This window comes from Nesterenkonia muleiensis (genome assembly GCF_003600155.1).
Taxonomy (GTDB): domain Bacteria; phylum Actinomycetota; class Actinomycetes; order Actinomycetales; family Micrococcaceae; genus Nesterenkonia; species Nesterenkonia muleiensis.
In genome coordinates this window covers 1-18,486 of sequence record NZ_QWLD01000032.1, presented here as the reverse complement: position 1 = coordinate 18,486, position 18,486 = coordinate 1, and the positions used below count along the sequence as shown (strand labels likewise).

The 18,486-nt window shown below is 63.0% G+C and carries 12 protein-coding genes and 2 tRNA genes; 10 read left to right on the top strand and 4 right to left on the bottom strand.

The annotated features are described in order from the left end of the window. Positions 1–64: 64 nt before the first annotated feature. A complete protein-coding gene (locus DVO78_RS17750; protein WP_202912135.1) occupies positions 65–2,695 on the bottom strand; it encodes a hypothetical protein in 2,631 nt (876 codons plus the stop codon). A 635-nt stretch (positions 2,696–3,330) separates the two neighbouring features. Here DVO78_RS17750 and DVO78_RS08580 point away from each other — a divergent pair. The 5 genes from DVO78_RS08580 (at position 3,331) to DVO78_RS08560 (ending at position 11,286) form a co-directional block, all read left to right on the top strand. Next, a complete protein-coding gene (locus DVO78_RS08580) occupies positions 3,331–5,589 on the top strand; it encodes a tetratricopeptide repeat protein (protein ID WP_162301580.1) in 2,259 nt (752 codons plus the stop codon). A gap of 207 nt (positions 5,590–5,796) precedes the next feature. Next, a complete protein-coding gene (gene serA / locus DVO78_RS08575; protein ID WP_238385211.1) occupies positions 5,797–7,389 on the top strand; it encodes a phosphoglycerate dehydrogenase in 1,593 nt (530 codons plus the stop codon). A gap of 13 nt (positions 7,390–7,402) precedes the next feature. After that, the gene (gene metG / locus DVO78_RS08570) at positions 7,403–8,983 is read left to right on the top strand and encodes a methionine--tRNA ligase (RefSeq protein WP_120004401.1); all 1,581 of its coding nucleotides are present in this window, start codon (positions 7,403–7,405) and stop codon (positions 8,981–8,983) included. A gap of 86 nt (positions 8,984–9,069) precedes the next feature. Then, the gene (locus DVO78_RS08565) at positions 9,070–10,158 is read left to right on the top strand and encodes a 3-isopropylmalate dehydrogenase (protein ID WP_120004400.1); all 1,089 of its coding nucleotides are present in this window, start codon (positions 9,070–9,072) and stop codon (positions 10,156–10,158) included. Positions 10,159–10,209: 51 nt separating this feature from the next. Beyond that, the gene (locus tag DVO78_RS08560; protein WP_120004399.1) at positions 10,210–11,286 is read left to right on the top strand and encodes a branched-chain amino acid aminotransferase; all 1,077 of its coding nucleotides are present in this window, start codon (positions 10,210–10,212) and stop codon (positions 11,284–11,286) included. Between the two features lie 3 nt (positions 11,287–11,289). On the opposite strand, the gene DVO78_RS08555 is transcribed toward DVO78_RS08560, so the two are convergent. Together DVO78_RS08555 and DVO78_RS08550 are read right to left on the bottom strand one after the other, a co-directional pair. Next, positions 11,290–11,769: an Atu4866 domain-containing protein gene (locus DVO78_RS08555; RefSeq protein WP_202912134.1), complete on the bottom strand. Its 480-nt coding sequence runs from the start codon at positions 11,767–11,769 to the stop codon at positions 11,290–11,292. Positions 11,770–11,854: 85 nt separating this feature from the next. After that, complete coding sequence (locus tag DVO78_RS08550) at positions 11,855–12,757, bottom strand: helix-turn-helix transcriptional regulator (RefSeq protein WP_238385210.1); 903 nt, start codon at positions 12,755–12,757, stop codon at positions 11,855–11,857. 139 nt (positions 12,758–12,896) lie between these two features. On the opposite strand from DVO78_RS08550, the gene DVO78_RS08545 reads away from it, so the two are divergent. Further along, entirely contained in the window at positions 12,897–13,658 is a 762-nt protein-coding gene (locus DVO78_RS08545) for an SDR family oxidoreductase (RefSeq protein ID WP_120004398.1), read from the top strand. A 1-nt stretch (position 13,659) separates the two neighbouring features. Here the strand turns inward: DVO78_RS08545 and DVO78_RS08540 are convergent, their stop codons facing one another. Next, the gene (locus tag DVO78_RS08540; protein WP_120004397.1) at positions 13,660–15,402 is read right to left on the bottom strand and encodes a DUF885 domain-containing protein; all 1,743 of its coding nucleotides are present in this window, start codon (positions 15,400–15,402) and stop codon (positions 13,660–13,662) included. Between the two features lie 100 nt (positions 15,403–15,502). Here DVO78_RS08540 and DVO78_RS08535 point away from each other — a divergent pair, with 100 nt between their 5' ends. From DVO78_RS08535 to DVO78_RS08520, 4 genes are all read left to right on the top strand, one after another. Next, positions 15,503–16,276 (top strand): fumarylacetoacetate hydrolase family protein, encoded by a 774-nt coding sequence (locus DVO78_RS08535; protein ID WP_120004396.1) that lies wholly within the window; start codon positions 15,503–15,505, stop codon positions 16,274–16,276. A gap of 49 nt (positions 16,277–16,325) precedes the next feature. Further along, the gene (gltX, locus tag DVO78_RS08530; protein ID WP_120004395.1) at positions 16,326–17,861 is read left to right on the top strand and encodes a glutamate--tRNA ligase; all 1,536 of its coding nucleotides are present in this window, start codon (positions 16,326–16,328) and stop codon (positions 17,859–17,861) included. A 78-nt stretch (positions 17,862–17,939) separates the two neighbouring features. Continuing rightward, positions 17,940–18,011, top strand: a tRNA-Gln gene (locus DVO78_RS08525). A gap of 102 nt (positions 18,012–18,113) precedes the next feature. Beyond that, positions 18,114–18,186: transfer RNA gene (locus DVO78_RS08520), tRNA-Glu, on the top strand. Positions 18,187–18,486 lie beyond the last annotated feature (300 nt).

Below are 18,486 nucleotides of genomic sequence, written 5' to 3'. Positions count from 1 at the left end.
GTGGGGCTGGATGAACCCTAAGGTTCATCGAGCCCCACCGTCACGGGCAGGAATCTGTATCTGCCTACTTGCTGGCGTGGACTCTTCCCCTGACGATCAGCAGCAGTCCGGTGCCTGCCAGCAGCACCAGAGCCGCGATCAGGCCCAAGCGAATGTCGGCACCTGTTGCGGCCAGAGCCGAACCATCCTCAGCGGATGCTTCCTGTGACTCGGCAGTTCCAGCACTTGCATCGGCAGTGTCCTTGATTTCTTCCGTGGTCACCTCTTCCTGATCCGGATCGGTGGATGCGCCGTCGCCTTGGTCACCGCTGATGGGAGCTTCGCCAGCGTCGACAGGGTCCTGATCATCGTCTGGTGTGACATCAGGCGGGGCGACCTCACGTGTCTGCACAGTAAGGGGAGTCCACCCGATGAGCTGACCATCTTCACCGTAGATGGCGATCTGCTTGTCTCCCGCCGTGCTGTCAGGCACGGTGATACTCAAAGTACCCTCTTCTGAGACCGTGACGGCGCCCAGATGAATCTCATCCGGCAACAGCCAACTACTGAGGAGTGCACCGGCATAGCTGGTGTCAACCCGGATGGTGATGGTGTCACCGGCTTCGGCCTGTCCCGGTGCCTCAACTCCTCCGCTGTTGCTTTCGTCAAGGTCAGAAGAGTCTGGACGGTCTGTAGGCGGCTCAGAGGGATCCGCTGTGGGAGTAGGGTCAGACGTCGGCTCGTCTGTTGGTGTGGGCTCTTCTGTAGGGGCGGGTTCTTCGGTGGGAGTTGGTTCCTCGGTTGGGCTGGGCTCCTCAGTCGGGCTCGGAGTCGGTTCTTCGGTGGGAGTCGGCTCTTCTGTGGGGCTGGGACTTGGCTCGGGCACCACGTCGGTCTGGGCGGTCCAGTGATCGTGGATGGCCCCGAAGCATGGAATCAGCCAGCGGGCTTCACCTGAGGCGGTTCCGTCGGAATGGACGATGCCAGAAATGACAAAGCTGATGTCCCCTTCATAATGCCCCCAGCGGATCTCGAAAGGCTGATCCACGGTGATCGGCGTGGCGGGGGCATCCCAGTCGAACTCGAACGGATCAGTGGGGATGCCCTCCACGCCGACGCAGACGAAGGTCCGCGGGGCCGAGAACTGCGTGAGCACGCCGTTCTCATCGATGGTGAACGTCAATGGAACGGACGAGTCATCGCTGGTGGCAGCTTCTCCCGCGTAGGCGCCCGCGGGGGGCGGAGTGCCCTGCTCATCGGCCACTACGGTGAAAGAGGCTGAGGCGCTCCCCACACCGTGACGCCACGTCACAACATGTTCGCCCACCGGTACTTCGTCTAATACGTACTCATACCATGTGCCGGACTGATAAGGAACGTTGCCGGCGATGAGGTCGTCATTGAGATAGAGGTCCAAGGCCGCGTCGAAAGGGAATCCGCGGGCCTGCACCGACAGCTCACCCGCTGCGACCTCGGACTGGGTCACTACCGTCCTAGACAGTCTCGCCTCGAGATCCTCGGCTTCGTCGTCGTAATAATCATCATCTGACACCACCTCGAACTCTGTGGATGCGTTGCCCTCAGGAGCGGTGAGTGCAATGGTGTGAGTGCCAGGAGTAAGTGCTGCTGAGACATGACTGGTGAGAAGCCCGGCCTCGTCAGTGGTGACCTCGTCGACGACATCGTTTCCGAGGAGAATGCTCACAGCAGACTCAGGGGCAAACCCGTAGGCGTCAACGGAGAATCCGATGCGCTGCACATCCCACTCGGAGATTCTTGACTCACCGGTCCATGTATCGGTGATGCCAAGCGAGAGCTCTGGTTCGAATCCGCCCTCAATCACCGTAAAGTCGCGTTCGGCCGTTCCGCCGTCGGTGACCGCGCTGACCTTATATGTTCCTGGAAAGAGACGGTCCGTCAGACGGTGAAAGAACCGGCCCTGCTGGTCGGCTTCGAGGGTAATGATGTCCACCCCGTCAAGGTGGAGCGTGACAATCTCGCCGGTCTCGAGTCCGGTTCCGGCAATCTCGACTCCTGTCACCGCCACACTGTATTCGCTGAGGGAATCCGGCGTCAGAAAGACCGTGATGTCTGATAGTGAGCTGGCGGCAGCGGTAAGAATCTGTGCATCAACATCGTTGGCATCTTCCGCGATGCCCTGTGCTTCACCGCTCTCCTCAAGGTCATGGGGAACAATGACGTGACCGTCATTCAAAGCTTCAATGCTCATGTCATCGGCAGAGCCTTCATGCTCGGTCTTCTCGGAAGTCTCACTATGGTCCTTTGAGTCACCCTCTTCAACGCGCTCAGAGACCTCCCCAGCAACAGCCTCATGATCAGCCGCTGTCTCATCGTCAATCTCGCTAAGCGCATCTTCTTCAGAGTCTTCCTCAGGGGCGGCGGCCGCAAGGGCCTCAATGAAATCCTCAAGCTCAGAAGAACCATCAGCTTCGACGCTGTCCTCAACCTTTGGAGTGTCAGCATCCTCATCATCCTCGGTGCTGCCGGAAACCCCTGAGTCATCGTTCTCATCCGGCTCGTCGTGTTCGAGTTCTTCGACGCTTGCGGTGTCCGCGGGGTTAGATGCCGCTGCTGGCAGCATCGTGAAACCTCCGATGCCCAGTGTCACCGCTGATGCGGTGAGCAGCGCGATGGTGCGACGTCTCAAGGGCGCCTCCCCGCTGCCCTTAGCGCTGATACGAGTGTCTCTGCTCATGAATGTGTGTTGTCCTTACTCACGAAGTGCTTCCTCTGGCACCGGCACCGTTCCGTGTCGAGCCGGTGATAATGTCACCGCTGTGGGTGCAGACCCATGGCGACACAACACACTTTGGTGATGCGATAGGGCTTTAGTCATCAACTTCGAACAATTCCGAACGATGCGAAGTGCAGAGTAAGGACTCAGCTGATGGGATGAGGTTACTGTTATCTCTGAAAAGCAACCCTATGGTGAAGTCATTCTCGCGCCTGAGATTTCCTGAGAGAAAGAACTCCAGTATGCCGTTGAGTAGTCAGAAGGAAACTGCACCCACAGTGTCTGGAGTGCCGGAGTCGTGGTCTGATATTGCTTCAATGCTGCGTGATCTTCGCGGGCATCATGGGAATCTATCTTTCACCGCGATTGCACGTCGCATCACTCAGAACCGGAAGAAACAGGGGTTGCCGGACAGCGAGGCGCAGGTCGGACGCATCACCGTGTACGACTGTTTCAGAGACGGTCGGAAACGATTGGACGCACGACTTGTCTTGGACATAGTGTTCGCACTCACTGCGGACACATCGGAGCGTCACCGGTGGGAGTCGCTTCTGAGTGCGCTTCAGCGTCGGCTGACAGCAGCTCACGTGGTCACAGTGACCGAACGTGTACCGGATGCTGCCTCTGAATTCATTGGGCGTGAAGAACATCTGGAAAACATCCTGTTGGGCGGTTTGTTCTGGATATCTGGAATGCCCGGGGTCGGAAAATCACAACTCGCCTTTGAAGCGGCACGACTTTTCAAGGCGCAGGATAACAAGACGCAAGCGCTTCTTGCAGATCTGCGAGGATTCAGCGCTGAGGGGCCGCCGGCGGACCCCTCTGCTGTGCTGGACGGCCTGTTGCGCCTGATCGGTGTGCCGCATCATGAGCGGTCGGTCAGCGAGGAAGCCAAAGCTGAAAAGCTCCGCAGTATACTGCAGCAGAGACAGCACCTGCTGGTGCTGGACGACGCGCACAGCGTGGAACAGGTTCAGCGCATTCTTCCTGAACCGAGTGGACTGAACGTTGTGGTGACCAGCCGGCTGCACCCGGAGACTGCTCAGGCCACTGCCGACCACCTCGTTGGATCCCACTGGAGCTTCGCTCATATTCAGCTCGATGTCTTCACTGACGACGAATCGTTAGATCTGCTCAGCTCTTCCATTGGACAGGCGCGCATTGCTGAAGAGCCTGAGGCCGCTGCATCACTGATTCATGCTGCGGCCAATCTGCCGCTGGCGGTGAATCTGGTCGCCTCGCGAGTCGCAGTCCAGCAGGGCTGGACACTGGCGGACCACGTGAGTCTGGTGAGCGCCAGGCAACACAGCTTACGACTCAACGACGACGTGGCAGCGGCATTCGATGCTTCGTACCGAACGCTTTCGCCTGAAGTGCAGACCATGTTTCGTTTACTGGCGGTTCATCCTGTGGCGCTTTTGGACCATGAGTGTGCCTTGGCTCTAGCTGGTGGCGAGGTCGAGGATCCGGAGTCGGCTCTCGGCACACTCGTCCGGCATCATTTGCTGACGATGCCGCGGCCGAAGCGCTACGTCATTCACAGCCTGCTCCGTGTGCACGCGGCCGATGTGAGTTTGGATAACGATCCGCCTGTGTGGCGGAGCCAGGCGCATGCTCGATTGATGGCGAACATCGTCACTCGCGCGTGGTCGGCCTATCAGATGATCACGCAGTCTCAGGGAAAGCACCCGAGACAACCGCGTAGCGAGGTCGACCTTGTGAAGATGAGTCAAGATCAGGCTACTGAGTTCTTCGAAGACTGTACCGATCTCCTCTTGCTGATCGCGCACGAGGACTCACAGGTTGCAGGCATAGCTGGGATCAATCAGATATCCGAAACCATGGTGGGTGGGTTGCTGCGAGTCGGACGCTTCGGGGAGGCGCTGGCCCTTCATAGCAAGGCTTTGCGGCAGGCTCAAGATCTCAGAGACCGTGAAGGCGAAGTCCGTGCGCGCGTGGATCTGGGAACGGTGCTTACCTGGGCTGGACAATTCAGAGACGCCCAGCATCACTTCGGCGCAGTGGAGCCATTGGTGAGGGAGTACCCCGAGGAGGAGGTGACGATGCTCAATGCCTACGGTATCGTGCTGGAACGCTCGGGAGACAACGTTGGGGCTGAGCAGAGGTACCGCAGGAGCATCGAACTCTCTTCGGAACTGGGGAACTGGGGCATGGCAGGATTCGCCTGGAACAACCTCGCAGGACTCTATGACCGCACTGGACGGATCGCTGAGGGTCGCCACGCCCTAGAACAATCGGTGGAGATTGGCAGCCGGGTGGGTGATCCATTCAGCCTGGCACGCGGGTTGGCGAATCTGGCGTCTGTGCTGATCTCACTGAAAGAACATGAGGAAGCCGAGCGGCGTGCTCGTGAGGCTCTGTCCATATTTGAAGAGACAGATCACGCAGCCGGCATTGTGGTGGCCCAGAGTAATCTGGCATCTTCCCTCATCCACCGGAACCTCTATTCAGCCGCATTGCCGTGGTGTCAGCGGGCATTGGAGCGGGCACGGCAGACCGCACTGAGACAGCACGAGGTGACTCAGCTGAACAACATCAGCACCTGCCAATTGCATCTCGGGGATCTGAACGCCGCTGGGGAGCATGCTCGCGCCGGCATTCTTCTCGCCGATGAGATCGGGGATCCCTTTGAACAGGGGCAATCGCGCAAGATGCTGGGCGACTGCCTGGATAAAGCTGGTGATCGGCCAGCGGCGGTAGAGCAGTGGCGGGCTGCACTCGGCTTCTTCGAAGCCGCGCAGTCGCCTCGGGCCGACCCCCTCCGGGAGCATCTGAGACTGCTCGAGGAAGAGAACGCTTCCTCACCTGGGGCTTGGATGTCCAGATCCCCGTGATCGGTCACCGTTCATCAAGGACCTCACTGAAGAACCTGACATGCTGTGCCTGAGAAATGTAGCCGGTAGAGCAGACTTGATGAGTGATTCCGGATGAGGTCGTCCAGTCAACACCGGTGCTCATCTAGTACTAGAGTTGTGGGGGTGGCCCGGCACGCCGGGCCACCCCCACCCGTTGACTTCAACCGTCCTGAGAAGAAGGAACCTGTGACCAGACCAGTAGTTGTCCTTGCTGAGGAGCTCTCACCAGCCACCGTCGATGCCCTGGGCCCCGACTTCGAGATCCGGCAGTCCGACGGCACCGACCGGCCCCGGCTGTTCGCCGATATCGCCGATGCCGACGCCCTGATGGTGCGCTCAGCCACCACAGTCGACGCCGAGGTGTTCGGCTACGCCAAGAAGCTCAAGGTGGTGGCTCGCGCCGGGGTCGGCCTGGACAATGTGGACATCACCGCGGCCACCTCCGCCGGGGTGATGGTGGTCAACGCGCCCACCTCCAACATCACCTCCGCCGCCGAGCTGACCTGCGCTCATATTCTGGGACTGGCGCGCAGGATCTCACCGGCCCACCAGTCGCTGACCGCAGGCCAGTGGAAGCGCTCCCAGTACACCGGCATCGAACTCTCCGAGAAGACCCTCGGCGTCATCGGCCTGGGCCGGATCGGCGGTCTGGTGGCCGAGCGCATGGCCGCCTTCGGCATGGAGATCCTCGCCTTCGACCCCTATGTGACCTCCGCCCGGGCCCATCAGCTCGGCGCGCAGCTGGTCACTCTGGACGAGCTCTACGCCAAGGCCGATGTGATCACCATTCACATGCCGAAGACCCCGGAGACGGTCGGGATGCTCAACGCCGAGGCCTTCGCGAAGATGAAGGACTCGGTCTTCTTGGTCAACGTCGCCCGCGGCGGGCTCATTGACGAGACCGACCTCGAAGAGGCCCTGGCTGCCGGGACCATCGGTGGGGCCGCTGTGGACGTCTTCGCCACCGAGCCTTCCACCGACCTGCCCTTCTTCACACGGGAGAACGTGGTGGTCACCCCGCATCTGGGCGCCTCCACCCACGAGGCCCAGGAGAAGGCCGGGGTCTCGGTGGCCCGTTCGGTCAGGCTCGCCCTGGACGGTGAGCTGGTGCCCGATGCGGTCAATGTGGCAGGCGGTGCCATCGATCAGCTGGTCCGCCCCGGCATCCCGCTGATCGAAAAGCTAGGCCGGGTGCTCACCGCGCTGAGCTCCGAGGCGCTCACCGACATCGAGACCGAGGCTGCCGGCGAGATCGCCGAGCTCAACGTCTCCGCCCTGCAGCTGGCCGCGCTCAAGGGCGTGTTCACCGATGTGGTCAACGACCCGGTCAGCTATGTCAACGCTCCGGTGCTGGCCGAACAGCGGGGGATCTCCACCCGGCTGACCACCACCACCGATGTCGATGACTACCGCAACGCCCTGACCATCCGCGCCTCCACCTCCTCGGGCCAGAATCTGTCGGTGCGCGGCACACTCACCGGGCCCAAGCAGATCCAGAAGATCGTCGGCATCAACGGCTATGACCTGGAGATCGCACTGACCGACCATCTGGTGGTCTTCGAATACGCCGACCGGCCAGGCGTGGTCGGGGCCCTGGGACGGATCCTCGGTGAGCACCAGGTGAACATCGCCGGCATGCAGGTCTCCCAGAACACCAGGGAGGGCCGGGCCCTGGCGGTGTTATCGGTGGATACCGCGCTGCCGCCAGGAGTGCTGGAAACCATCGCCGCTGAGGTCGACGCCGCGCTGGCCGCCGAAGTGGACCTCGAGGAGAACTGAGAGACTGAACCTCATGGCAGACAAGCCCACCTATTACATCACCACCGCGATCACCTACCCCAATGGTGTGCCGCATATCGGTCATGCCTATGAGTACATCTCCGCCGATGTGATGGCCCGGTTCAAGCGGCTCGACGGCTATGAGACCTTCTTCCTCACCGGCACCGACGAGCACGGCCAGAAGGTGCAGCAGAACGCCGAAGCCCAGGGACTGACGCCGAAGCAGCTGGTCGATAAGAACACCGCGGTGTTCAAACAGGTCGACGATGAGGTGCTCGGCATCTCCTACGACCGGTTTATCCGCACCACCGATCCCGACCATTATCAGGCCTCCCAGGACATCTGGCGGCGCATGGTGGAGGCCGGAGACATCTACCTGGACAAGTACTCCGGCTGGTACTCGGTGCGCGACGAGGCCTACTACGCAGAGTCTGAGACCGAGGTCCGTCAGGACGGGGAGCGGTACAGCATCGAGACCGGCACCGAAGTGCATTGGGTGGAGGAGGAGTCCTACTTCTTCCGGCTCTCGAAGTACCAGCAGCCGCTGCTGGACTTCTACCGAAAGAATCCCGACTTCGGAGGCCCGCGCAGCAGGTTCAACGAGGTCATCCGTTTCGTAGAGGACGGGCTGAATGACCTGTCCATCTCTCGGTCCACTTTCGACTGGGGTGTCCCCGTGCCGGGAAACCCAGAGCATGTGATGTACGTCTGGGTGGATGCCCTCACCAACTACCTCACCGGGGTGGGATTCCCGGACACCGACTCCGCGGCCTTCGGAAAGTTCTGGCCCGCCGACCTGCACCTGATCGGCAAGGACATCTCCCGCTTCCACTGCATCTTCTGGCCCGCCTTCCTGATGAGCGCGGGGCTCGAGCTGCCCAAGCGGGTCATCATCCACGGGTTCCTGCACAACGCAGGGGAGAAGATGTCCAAATCGGTGGGCAATGTGGTCGCACCCGATGCCTGGGTGGACACCTACGGCCTGGACGCGGTGCGGTTCTTCCTGCTGCGTGAGTTCCCCTACGGCCAGGACGGCTCCTACACCCACGACGCCGTGGTGGGCCGGAAGAACTCCGACCTCGCCAATAATCTGGGCAACCTCGCCCAGCGCAGCCTGAGCATGATCGTGAAGAACTGCGAAGGCGCGATTCCTGAACCCGGCGAGTACGCCGAGGCCGACCGGGCGATCCTGGAGCAAGCCGACTCTCTGCTGGGGATCTCACGGGAGGCCTACCAGGTCCAAGAGTTCCACCGCGCCCTGGAGCGCACCTGGTACATGCTCGGCGAGGCCAATGCCTACTTCGCCGATCAGGCCCCCTGGCAGCTGAAGAAGACCGACGAGGTCCGCATGCGCACCGTGCTATATGTCACCGCCGAGGTTCTCCGGAAGGTGGCGCTGCTCATCCAGCCGGTCATACCGGAGTCCGCCACCAAGCTGCTGGACGCCCTGGGCGTGCCGCCCTCGGGCGACGCCGGGGCGACCAACGCCTCGAACGAGGGACCCCGCTCCTTTGCAGCCTTCGGGCAGCGGCTGGAGCCGGGCATACATATCGCCAAGCCGAAGCCCATCTTCCCCCGCCATGAGGACGACTGACCTGTTCGTCACCGCGGCAGGCGAACACTGCACCTAGAGACCTGTGAGAGCTCACAACCGCTGTGAGGTTCGAGTGAGGAGACCCTATGACATCAACTTTTAACATCGCGGTGATCGGCGGCGACGGCATCGGCCCGGAGGTGGTCGCTGAGGCCCGCAAGGTCCTCGACGCAGCACTGACGGACAACGACGTCGCCCTCAGCTACACCGAATACACCCTGGGCACCGGCCACTGGGTGCAGACCGGCGAGACGCTCGACGACGAGACCCTGGAGAGGTTGCGCACCCACGATGCGATCCTCTTCGGCGCCGTCGGCGCCGACCCGCAGGACAAGCGCATCCCCTCCGGAGTGATCGAACGTGACCTGCTGCTGAAGCTGCGCTTCGAGCTCGACCACGCGGTGAACCTTCGGCCCTCGAAGACCTACCCTGGGGTCACCACCCCGTTGGCCTCCGATGAGGCGTTCGACTTCGTGGTGGTCCGTGAGGGCACCGAAGGTCCCTATGTGGGCAACGGGGGAACTCTGCGCACAGGCACGCCGCAGGAGATCGCCACTGAAGTCTCCTTGAACACCGCCCACGGTGTCCGCCGCGTCGTTGTCGATGCCTTTGAGCGGGCACAGGCCCGTCGCGGGAAGCTGACCCTGGTGCACAAGCACAATGTGCTCACCCATGCCGGTGGTCTCTGGCGGCGCACTGTGGAGGGTATCGCCGCCGAATACCCAGAGGTCACCTGGGACTATATGCATGTGGATGCGGCCACCATCCATATGGTCGCCGACCCCCAACGCTTCGACGTCATCGTCACCGACAACCTCTTCGGTGACATCCTGACCGACTTGGCCGGGGCTGTCACCGGCGGCATCGGGCTCTCCCCCTCCGCCTCGATCAATGTGGACTCCAGCGCCCCGTCCATGTTCGAGCCGGTGCACGGCTCGGCCCCGGACATCGCGGGCAAGGGCGTCGCCGACCCCACCGCGGCGGTGCTCTCCGCCGCACTGATGCTCGATCACCTCGGTCTGAGTTCCGCGGCGGAGCGGATCGAGCAGGCGGTGCACAGCCAGCTGACCCGCTGGGCCGAACAGGGGTCAGGCACCAGCTTGAGCACCGTGGAGAAAGGTGAGGCCTATGTGGCCGCCGTCCGCAGCACTGCCGGGGCCTTGCCCGCAGCCTGAGCACCGTTAGACTTTCCACACACCCGCCCGCATCAGCTGAAGGGACCGCAGATGACAGCCTTCTCCTACACCGAGCACCCCAGCCCGACCGCGCTGGAGCAGATCGCTGAGATCCTCAAGGATCCCGGATTCGGCACCAACTTCACCGACCACACCGCAGTGATCGACTGGACGCTGCAGGATGGCTGGACCAACCCGCGGGTGGAGCCCTACGGCCCGATCAGCCTGGATCCCGCAGCCAGTGTGCTGCACTACGCCCAGGAGGTCTTCGAAGGGATGAAGGCCTACCGGCACGCTGACGGCAGCATCTACACCTTCCGGCCTGAGGCCAATGCGGCGCGGATGAACACCTCCGCCCGCCGGCTTGCCCTGCCGGAGCTGGACGAGCAGCTGTTCATCGAGTCCCTGGAGCAGCTGGTGGCAGTCGACAAGGCCTGGGTGCCTTCCGGTGACGGGGAGGCCCTCTACCTGCGTCCCTTCATGTTCGCCTCCGAGGCCTTCCTCGGGGTCCGGCCGGCCCACGAGGTCAGCTACCGTGTCATCGCCTCCCCGGCCGGCAACTACTTCGGCGGAGAGCTCAAGCCGGTGCGGATCTGGGTCTCCCGCGACTATGTGCGTGCCGCACCGGGCGGCACCGGCGCGGCCAAGACCGGCGGCAACTACGCGGGCTCTTTGGTGGCCCAGCAGCAGGCGGCTGACAACGGCTGTCAGCAGGTGCTGTTCCTGGACCCTCTGCATGAGAACGCCATCGAAGAGCTCGGCGGCATGAACGTCTTCCTGGTCACCAATGACGGGCGACTGCTGACCCCCGAGCTCACCGGGACCATCCTGGAGGGCATCACCCGCTCCTCAGTCATCCAGCTGGCCAAGGACCGTGGTCTCAAAGTGGAAGAACGGCGGATCACCCTGGACGAATGGGACCGAGGGGTCAGCGACGGCACCATCACCGAGGTCTTCGCCTGCGGCACCGCCGCAGTCATCACTCCGATCGGCGAGCTGGTCGACGGGGACAAGAGCATCGCCTCCACCGGCACCGGTGAGGTGACCCAGGCTATCCGCGATGAGCTGTTGGGCATCCAGACCGGCACCGTCGAGGACCGGCACGGCTGGCTCCACAAGCTGGGTTGAGTCTTATCCTGACTCACCCGGGCGCAGGATATATCCGGCGTGGTGGAGCACTCCTCGGTGATACTGGCCGAATGCCCAGAACCCGGTGTCGTCCAGATACGTGATGCGATCCCCGTTGAGCCAGAAGTGTCCGGTGTAGGCATGGCGACGCCCATTGCGCGTTTCGGTGTAGCGTCCGTCCTGAGTCAGATACTGGGTCATTGCACGCCGCCTGTCGGTCCACGGACCCAGCCGCGGATCGCCGGTGTCCAGCCTGTCGGTGCCCGCTGCCCTCTGTGGTGCGCCAGCGAAGGCGATGAGCTCTCCGTCGATGACGAGGGCCACAAGGTCCTGCGGCTGGACCACCAGCATCTGTGTGATCTGGGCGCTGCTGACCCTGCCCCTGACCACTGCGAAGGTTGCGGGCCTGCCGGGCTTCAGATCGAAGGCGTCCGGCGCCGGTGGCTCAGGATCCTCGAAAACGGTGTTGACCAGTAGTGGCACCACTGAGGCTCCTGCGGCATTGATCAGATATGCAGAATCCTGCGAGATCTCATGGATTGAGATGCGGGTTCCTACTACCTGCAGATCAGTCTGAACTCTCTGCCCTGTGCTGGTCTGCCCAGCGTTGGTGTGGACGTGGGCTCCGGTGATGCTCAGCGCAGAGGTCAATGGTCTCGGTGCTCCCTAGATGTGTGCTGTGTGCCTGAAGCCGCAGTAAGGCGAAGGACTCTGCGGAGGAGGTACCCGGTTCGGCGTCATAGATCACCACCTGATGCCCCGGAGTGCCTGGAATGTCCAGGGCGGTGAACTCCAAGGTCAGCTCGCCGACCTCAGGGTGTCGCATCCGCTTGGCCGCATGGGTCTTGCCACGCACCTGCTGGCGCGACCACAGCGTGCGGAAGTGATCGCTGGCTGTGCTCAGCTCCTCAACAAGTGGCTCGAAGCTGGCTGCCGGGACCAAGGTGGAGTTGTGCCGCAGCACTGCAACGGTGTCCTGGGCGACATGTTCCCAATCCAGGTAGAACGTCTGGGCTGCCGGGTCCAGGAATACTATCCGGGCCAGATTCTTCGATTGTGACAGCGGATGGAAGAGCATCTGGGCTACAGCGTTCGGCACCAGCACATCGAGGGTCCCCGTGAGTACGAAGGCCGCCTGGTCATGCCAGCGGCTGAGCAGCCGGGCGAGTTCGGGCCGGACCGTGTCGACCGCTGCCTGGACCGGCGGGCTATAGCCAGCCAGTCTGAACAGATGCCGCCGTTCCTCCGCGGAGAGATTCAGGCCTCGGGCCAGGGATTCGACGATCTGAGCGGAGGGATTTCGCTCCCGGCCCTGCTCCAGCCGGCGGTAGTAGTCCACGCTGATGCCCGCCAGCACAGCGACTTCTTCGCGACGCAACCCGGTCACGCGGCGGTGCCCGGTCCCTGGCAGCCCGAGGGCCTCAGGCGCCAGCCGTGCGCGCAGGCTGCGCAAGTACTCACCGATCTCCATGCTCACCAAGCTTAGGCAGAACCACGGCGATCAGCCTGGCCCTGCCACAGCCCCTCTCGCGCAGCCAGGTGGAGTGCGGCCTGGTCCGGCTGCGATGATCCCGGAATTGTGGGGCCTGTCCCACCGAGAAAGGAACGCCATGATCAGAAATACCGCGACCGGAAATACTGCTCACACAACGAAGACCGTGCTCATCACCGGAGCTTCCAGCGGCATCGGATCCGCTGCCGCCGAACAGCTTGCCCAGGACGGGCACACTGTAGTCCTCGGCGCTCGCCGTGCCGACCGGCTCAAGGAGCTGGCTGCCCGGATTCAACAGGCCGGTGGCACCGCTGAGACACTGCACCTGGACGTCACCGAAGCAGACAGCGTCAAGAAAGCAGTCGATCATGTCACCGAGCGTTACGGCCGGTTGGACGTGATGATCAACAACGCCGGAGTCATGCCGTTATCCGCCCTGGCGGAGGGAAGAATCGAAGAATGGAACTGGATGATCGATGTGAACATCCGCGGCGTGCTCCATGGGATCGCTGCTGCGCAGCCGGTCATGCGGGCGCAAGAAGCCGGCCACATCATCACCGTGGCCTCAGTCGGAGCGCATGAGGTGGTCCCCACAGGAGCGGTCTATTGTGCGACCAAGTATGCCGCCTGGGCGATCAGCGAAGGCTTGCGGATCGAATCCGACCCTTCGCTTCGGGTCACCACCATCACCCCGGGTGTCACCGAATCGGAACTTGCGGAGACCATCACGGACTCGCAGGCACGTGAAGCGATGCGAGAATACCGCGCCAACGCGATTCCTGCCTCAGCGATCGCCGAGGCGATCAGCTATGCGATCAACGCTGACCCGAGCGTCGACGTCAATGAGATCATCGTGCGTCCGGTCAGGCAGCGGCCGTGAGCTATAGGTCAGCGAGAGCCTCTTCAAGATCGTCGAGGCCCAGGGCTCCCAGGCTCAGCGCCTTCATATGCCAGGCCTTCAGATCGAAGTCCTCCCCGCGTGACTCATAGGCCGCGCGAGCGGCCTCACGACCGTTGAGCCAGGCGCGCTCGCCGAGCTTGTAGCTGATTGCCTGACCGGGCCAGCCCAGATAGCGCACAATCTCGGAGTCGATGAAGTCCTTCGGCCGCCCGGAATGCATGGCGAAGAAGTCTCCGGCCAGCTCAGGGGTCCAGGTCTGTTCTGCGGCGAGCGGGGAGTCCTCCGGGATTCTCAGCTCCAAGTGCATGCCGATGTCGATCACGACCCTGATGGCGCGCATCATCTGGGCGTCCAGGTACCCCATCCGTTCCTCGGGGTCCAGATATTCCAGCTCGTCCATCAAGCGTTCGGCATAGAGCGCCCAGCCCTCGGTCATCCCGGAGGAGGAACCCAGGGTGGTCTGGTAGATGGAAAGCTCCCCGGAGACATGCGCCCACTGGGCGAACTGCAGGTGATGGCCCGGCACGCCCTCGTGATACCAGGTGGAGACCAGGTCGTAGATCGGGAACACGGTCCGCCCCAGCGTGGGCAGCCACGTGCGGCCCGGGCGCGAGAAGTCCACTGACGGGCGGGTGTAGTACGGGGCAGCCGCTGAGCCCGAGGGCGCGATCATCGCCTCCACCTCCTTGATCGGCTCGGCGATGTCGAAATGCGTGCCGTCGAGCTCGGCGATGGCGTTGTCCATCATGTTCTGCAGCCAGTCGCGGACCTCCTCGACACCCTCCACCCGGCGGCCGTGCTCATCCAACCAGGCCATGGCCTCCACCGGGGTGGCGCCCGGCCTGATCTGCTCGGCCAGTTCTCGCATCTCGGCGTCGATCCTCGTGAACTCCTGCCAGCCCCAGGCATAGACCTCCTCGGGGTCGATGCTGGCCCCCATGAACCGGCGGGTGTTGAGCAGATAGCGTTCCCGGCCGGCAGCATCGGGGGTCCCCTGGGCGGCGGGGAGGTAGGTATCGCGCAGATAGCGCTGCATCGACGCCACGGCTGCCGCGGCGTCGTCGGCGGTTCTGTCCAGGTCGGTGCGCAGAGAGTCCGGGCCGCCGGCCACGAACTCGTGGAACCAGCTGGGGTGTCCGCTTTGTCCCGGCCCGCCGGTCAGCCAGGCATCCAACTGAGTGATGATGGTCTCCACCTGGCGTGGCGCTGAGGTGAGGCCTAAGCGCCGTCCCTCCTCCAGGGTCTCGATCAGCGAGTCATAGCTCTGCGGGAAGGCGGCCAGGCGGCGGGCGATCACTGACCAGTCCGCATCAGTGCCGGCCGGCATCATCAGGAACAGAGAACGGGCGTTGTGGATGGGTGAAGCGATGTTCCGCAGCACCAGCAGGCTCTCGCCGGACTCGTAGGCTTCCAGCTCCACGCCGATCTTCTGGCGCAGCAGCCTGGCGCATCGGTCCTCCACCTCATCGAAGCCGCCAGCCCCTGAGCCCTGGGCACCGGAGGCTGCTTCCAAGGCGTCCAACTCCGCCAGCACCCGCCGTCCCAGCTCCGCGCGGGCTGTGGCCGCGGCGGGGGAGAAGTCCGGCATCCGGTCGTCGCCTGGGCGCAGGCCGAGCATAGTGGCCACTGCGGGCTCGAGCTCGGCGAGCCCATGGACGAACTGATCGGCCAGTTGTCGGGGAGTGCGGGCGGGACCACGTGGGGCAGAAGAATCGTTGCTCATAGCAACTATCTTGCCAGAGAGTCAGCGGGCCAACGCCCAAATGGGATCCCGCCAGTTCCACAATGGGAACTGGTCAGTCCCAAAACGATAGAGTGTCTTCATGCGCATTGCACGATTCGTCACCGATTCCGACCCCGTCTACGGAGTGGTCACCGGCGAGCCCGGTGAAGAGATCATCACCCAGCTGACCGGGGACCCCTTCTATCAGGGCATTCAGGAGAGCGGGCAGACTCATCAGCTCGACGACGTCCGGCTGGTCGCCCCGATCATCCCGCGCTCCAAACTGGTCGGAGTGGGCAAGAACTACGCCGCCCACGCTGAGGAGATGGGTGGTGGGCTGCCGAGCAGCCCGCTGCTGTTCCTGATGCCCAACACCGCTGTCGTCGGGCCCGATGAGCCGGTGACCCTGCCCAGCTTCTCGGATCAGGTCAGCTATGAGGCCGAGATGGCCGTGGTGATCGGCCGGATCTGTAAGGACGTGCCCCTGGAACGGGTGCCGGAGGTCATCTTCGGCTACACCGTGGCCAATGACCTCACCGCACGCGACGCTCAGCGCTCTGACAACCAATGGGCCCGGGCCAAGGGCTTCGACGGCTCTGCGCCGCTGGGCCCCTGGATCGAGACCGAGCTGGACCCGGAGGCGCTGCGCATCACTGGCACGCACAACGGCACCACCGTTCAGGACGGGAACACCTCGCAGATGATCTTCGGCGTGGCCGAGCTGGTCTCCTACATCTCCCAGGCGATGACCCTGCTGCCCGGCGATGTCATCCTCACCGGCACCCCGGCCGGGGTGGGTCTGCTCTCCGACGGGGACACCTTTGAGGCCGAGATCGAGGGCATCGGCACCCTCCTCAACACCTTCCGCGCCTGAGCAGACGACGACGCCTGACCTCACCTTCCAAGGAGAACCCCACCTGACCATGAGTACCCCCGCTGCTGCTCCCCGTGACATCCCGGCTGTGGAGACCACCACACCGGTGCGTGTTCGCTTCTGCCCCTCACCCACCGGCACCCCGCATGTGGGACTGATCCGCACCGCACTGTTCAACTGGGCCTACGCCCGGCACACCGGCGGGAAGCTGATCTTCCGGGTCGAGGACACTGATGCGGCCCGCGATACCGAGGACTCCTACCACCAACTGTTGGAGGCACTGGGCTGGCTGGGCATCGACTGGGACGAAGGCGCTGAGGTCGGTGGACCGCACCAGCCCTACCGGCAGTCAGCACGCAGAGAGATCTACCAGGACGTGATCGCCAAGCTGGCCGAGGCAGGGTTCATCTATGAGTCCTACTCCTCACCGGCCGAGGTCGAGGAGCGTCACAAGGCGGCAGGGCGTGACCCCAAGCTGGGCTATGACAACTACGACCGCGAGCTGACCGCCGATCAGATCGCCGCCTTCCGGGCCGAGGGCCGGGAGCCGGTGCTGCGGCTGCGCATGCCGGATGAGGACATCACCTTCACTGATCTTGTGCGGGGAGAGATCACCTTCAAGGCCGGCTCCACCCCGGACTTCGTGGTGGTCCGCGCCACCGGCCAGCCGCTCTACACCCTGGTCAACCCAGTAGATGACGCGCTCATGGAAATCACCCATGTGCTGCGCGGAGAAGACCTGCTGTCATCAACACCGCGCCAGATCGCCCTCTACCGCGCCCTCTACGCCGTGGGCGTGGCCAAATACCTGCCGGCCTTCGGGCACCTCCCCTATGTGATGGGGGAGGGGAACAAGAAGCTCTCCAAGCGGGACCCGGAGTCGAATCTCTTCCACCACCGTGACCGCGGGTTCATCCGGGAGGGCCTGCTGAACTATTTGGCCCTGCTGGGATGGTCGTTGTCTGCTGATGAGGACATCTTCACCGTGGAGGAGTTGGTGGCGAACTTCGACATCGCCGATGTGCTCGGCAACCCCGCACGGTTTGATGTGAAGAAGGCCGAGGCGATCAACGGCACCCACATCCGCAAGCTCGAAGCTCAGGACTTCCGAGACCGTCTGGTGCCGTATCTGCGTGCTCTGGGGCTGGTCGGGGAGGAGCTCTCAGAGCGCGAAGCCGAACTGCTCGACGGTGCCGCCCCGCTGGTGCAGGAGCGCATCGCCCTGCTGGCCGAGGGCGCGGATATGATGGCTTTCCTCTTAGTGCCCGACGAGGCCCTGGAGATCGAGGAGAAGGCTTACAGCGGACTGGGGGATCAGGTCCTGGAGACGCTCGACGCCGCCAGCTCGGCTCTGGAGAGTGTTGCCCAGCCGGACTGGAACACGGAGAACATCGAGGCCGCTTTGCGTCAGGCGCTGATCGATGGCCTGGGGCTCAAACCTCGCAAGGCTTTCGGCGCCGTGCGCTCAGCGGTGTCCGGGCGCAGAGTCTCACCGCCGCTGTTCGAGTCCATGGAACTGCTGGGACGTGAGTCCTCGCTGAAGCGGATCGCTCGTTTCCGCGACCTGGTCGAGGTGCGGGGCTGATTCTCACCACTGAGTTGTTGTCCGGTCACAGCGTGCTGTAGGATTGAGTGCTGTTGCCCCGGCTGGGCCGGAAAGCATTGGGCTATGGTGTAATTGGCAACACAGCGGTTTCTGGTACCGTCGTTCTAGGTTCGAGTCCTAGTAGCCCAGCGCTCTGATTTGAACATCAGACAGATGGCCTGATAGGCTATCCAAGCTCCCGGAGACGGGGGCATTACTTATGAGGGATGGAAATTCCTCCAAACTGAATAGGGCCCCATCGTATAGCGGCCTAGTACGCCGCCCTCTCACGGCGGTAACGCGGGTTCGAATCCCGCTGGGGTCACAACCGCACCCTCGTCCTCCCAAAAACCCCGAAAACAAGGGGAAGTAAGGGGACGGGGGTGCACTCATTTCTGGGTTATTGGGGGTTATTGGCCAGAATGTGTGTATGGCTTGGGCGTGTCATCCTCGTCCTGCCCAGCCTTTTCCTGGCCCAGAGGCCTTCCTCGGCTGTAGCTGAGGTGCCGTAGTTTTCGGGGCCGATGGGCTCTTCTTCTGCGGTGTTCTGCTGGGCTGATTCGGGGGTGCCTCTATGGTTTTCGTCAAGCCGCTAGGGCGTGCCCTGTTCCGCCTCTGATGGGTT

Excerpts from the sequence above, each read along its gene's own strand:
- DVO78_RS17750 (WP_202912135.1), bottom strand. The coding sequence starts at position 2,695 with ATGAGCAGAGACACTCGTATCAGCGCTAAGGGCAGCGGGGAGGCGCCC.
- metG (WP_120004401.1), top strand. The coding sequence starts at position 7,403 with ATGGCAGACAAGCCCACCTATTACATCACCACCGCGATCACCTACCCC.
- DVO78_RS08565 (WP_120004400.1), top strand. The coding sequence starts at position 9,070 with ATGACATCAACTTTTAACATCGCGGTGATCGGCGGCGACGGCATCGGC.
- DVO78_RS08560 (WP_120004399.1), top strand. The coding sequence starts at position 10,210 with ATGACAGCCTTCTCCTACACCGAGCACCCCAGCCCGACCGCGCTGGAG.
- DVO78_RS08550 (WP_238385210.1), bottom strand. The coding sequence starts at position 12,757 with ATGGAGATCGGTGAGTACTTGCGCAGCCTGCGCGCACGGCTGGCGCCT.
- DVO78_RS08545 (WP_120004398.1), top strand. The coding sequence starts at position 12,897 with ATGATCAGAAATACCGCGACCGGAAATACTGCTCACACAACGAAGACC.
- DVO78_RS08540 (WP_120004397.1), bottom strand. The coding sequence starts at position 15,402 with ATGAGCAACGATTCTTCTGCCCCACGTGGTCCCGCCCGCACTCCCCGA.
- DVO78_RS08535 (WP_120004396.1), top strand. The coding sequence starts at position 15,503 with ATGCGCATTGCACGATTCGTCACCGATTCCGACCCCGTCTACGGAGTG.
- gltX (WP_120004395.1), top strand. The coding sequence starts at position 16,326 with ATGAGTACCCCCGCTGCTGCTCCCCGTGACATCCCGGCTGTGGAGACC.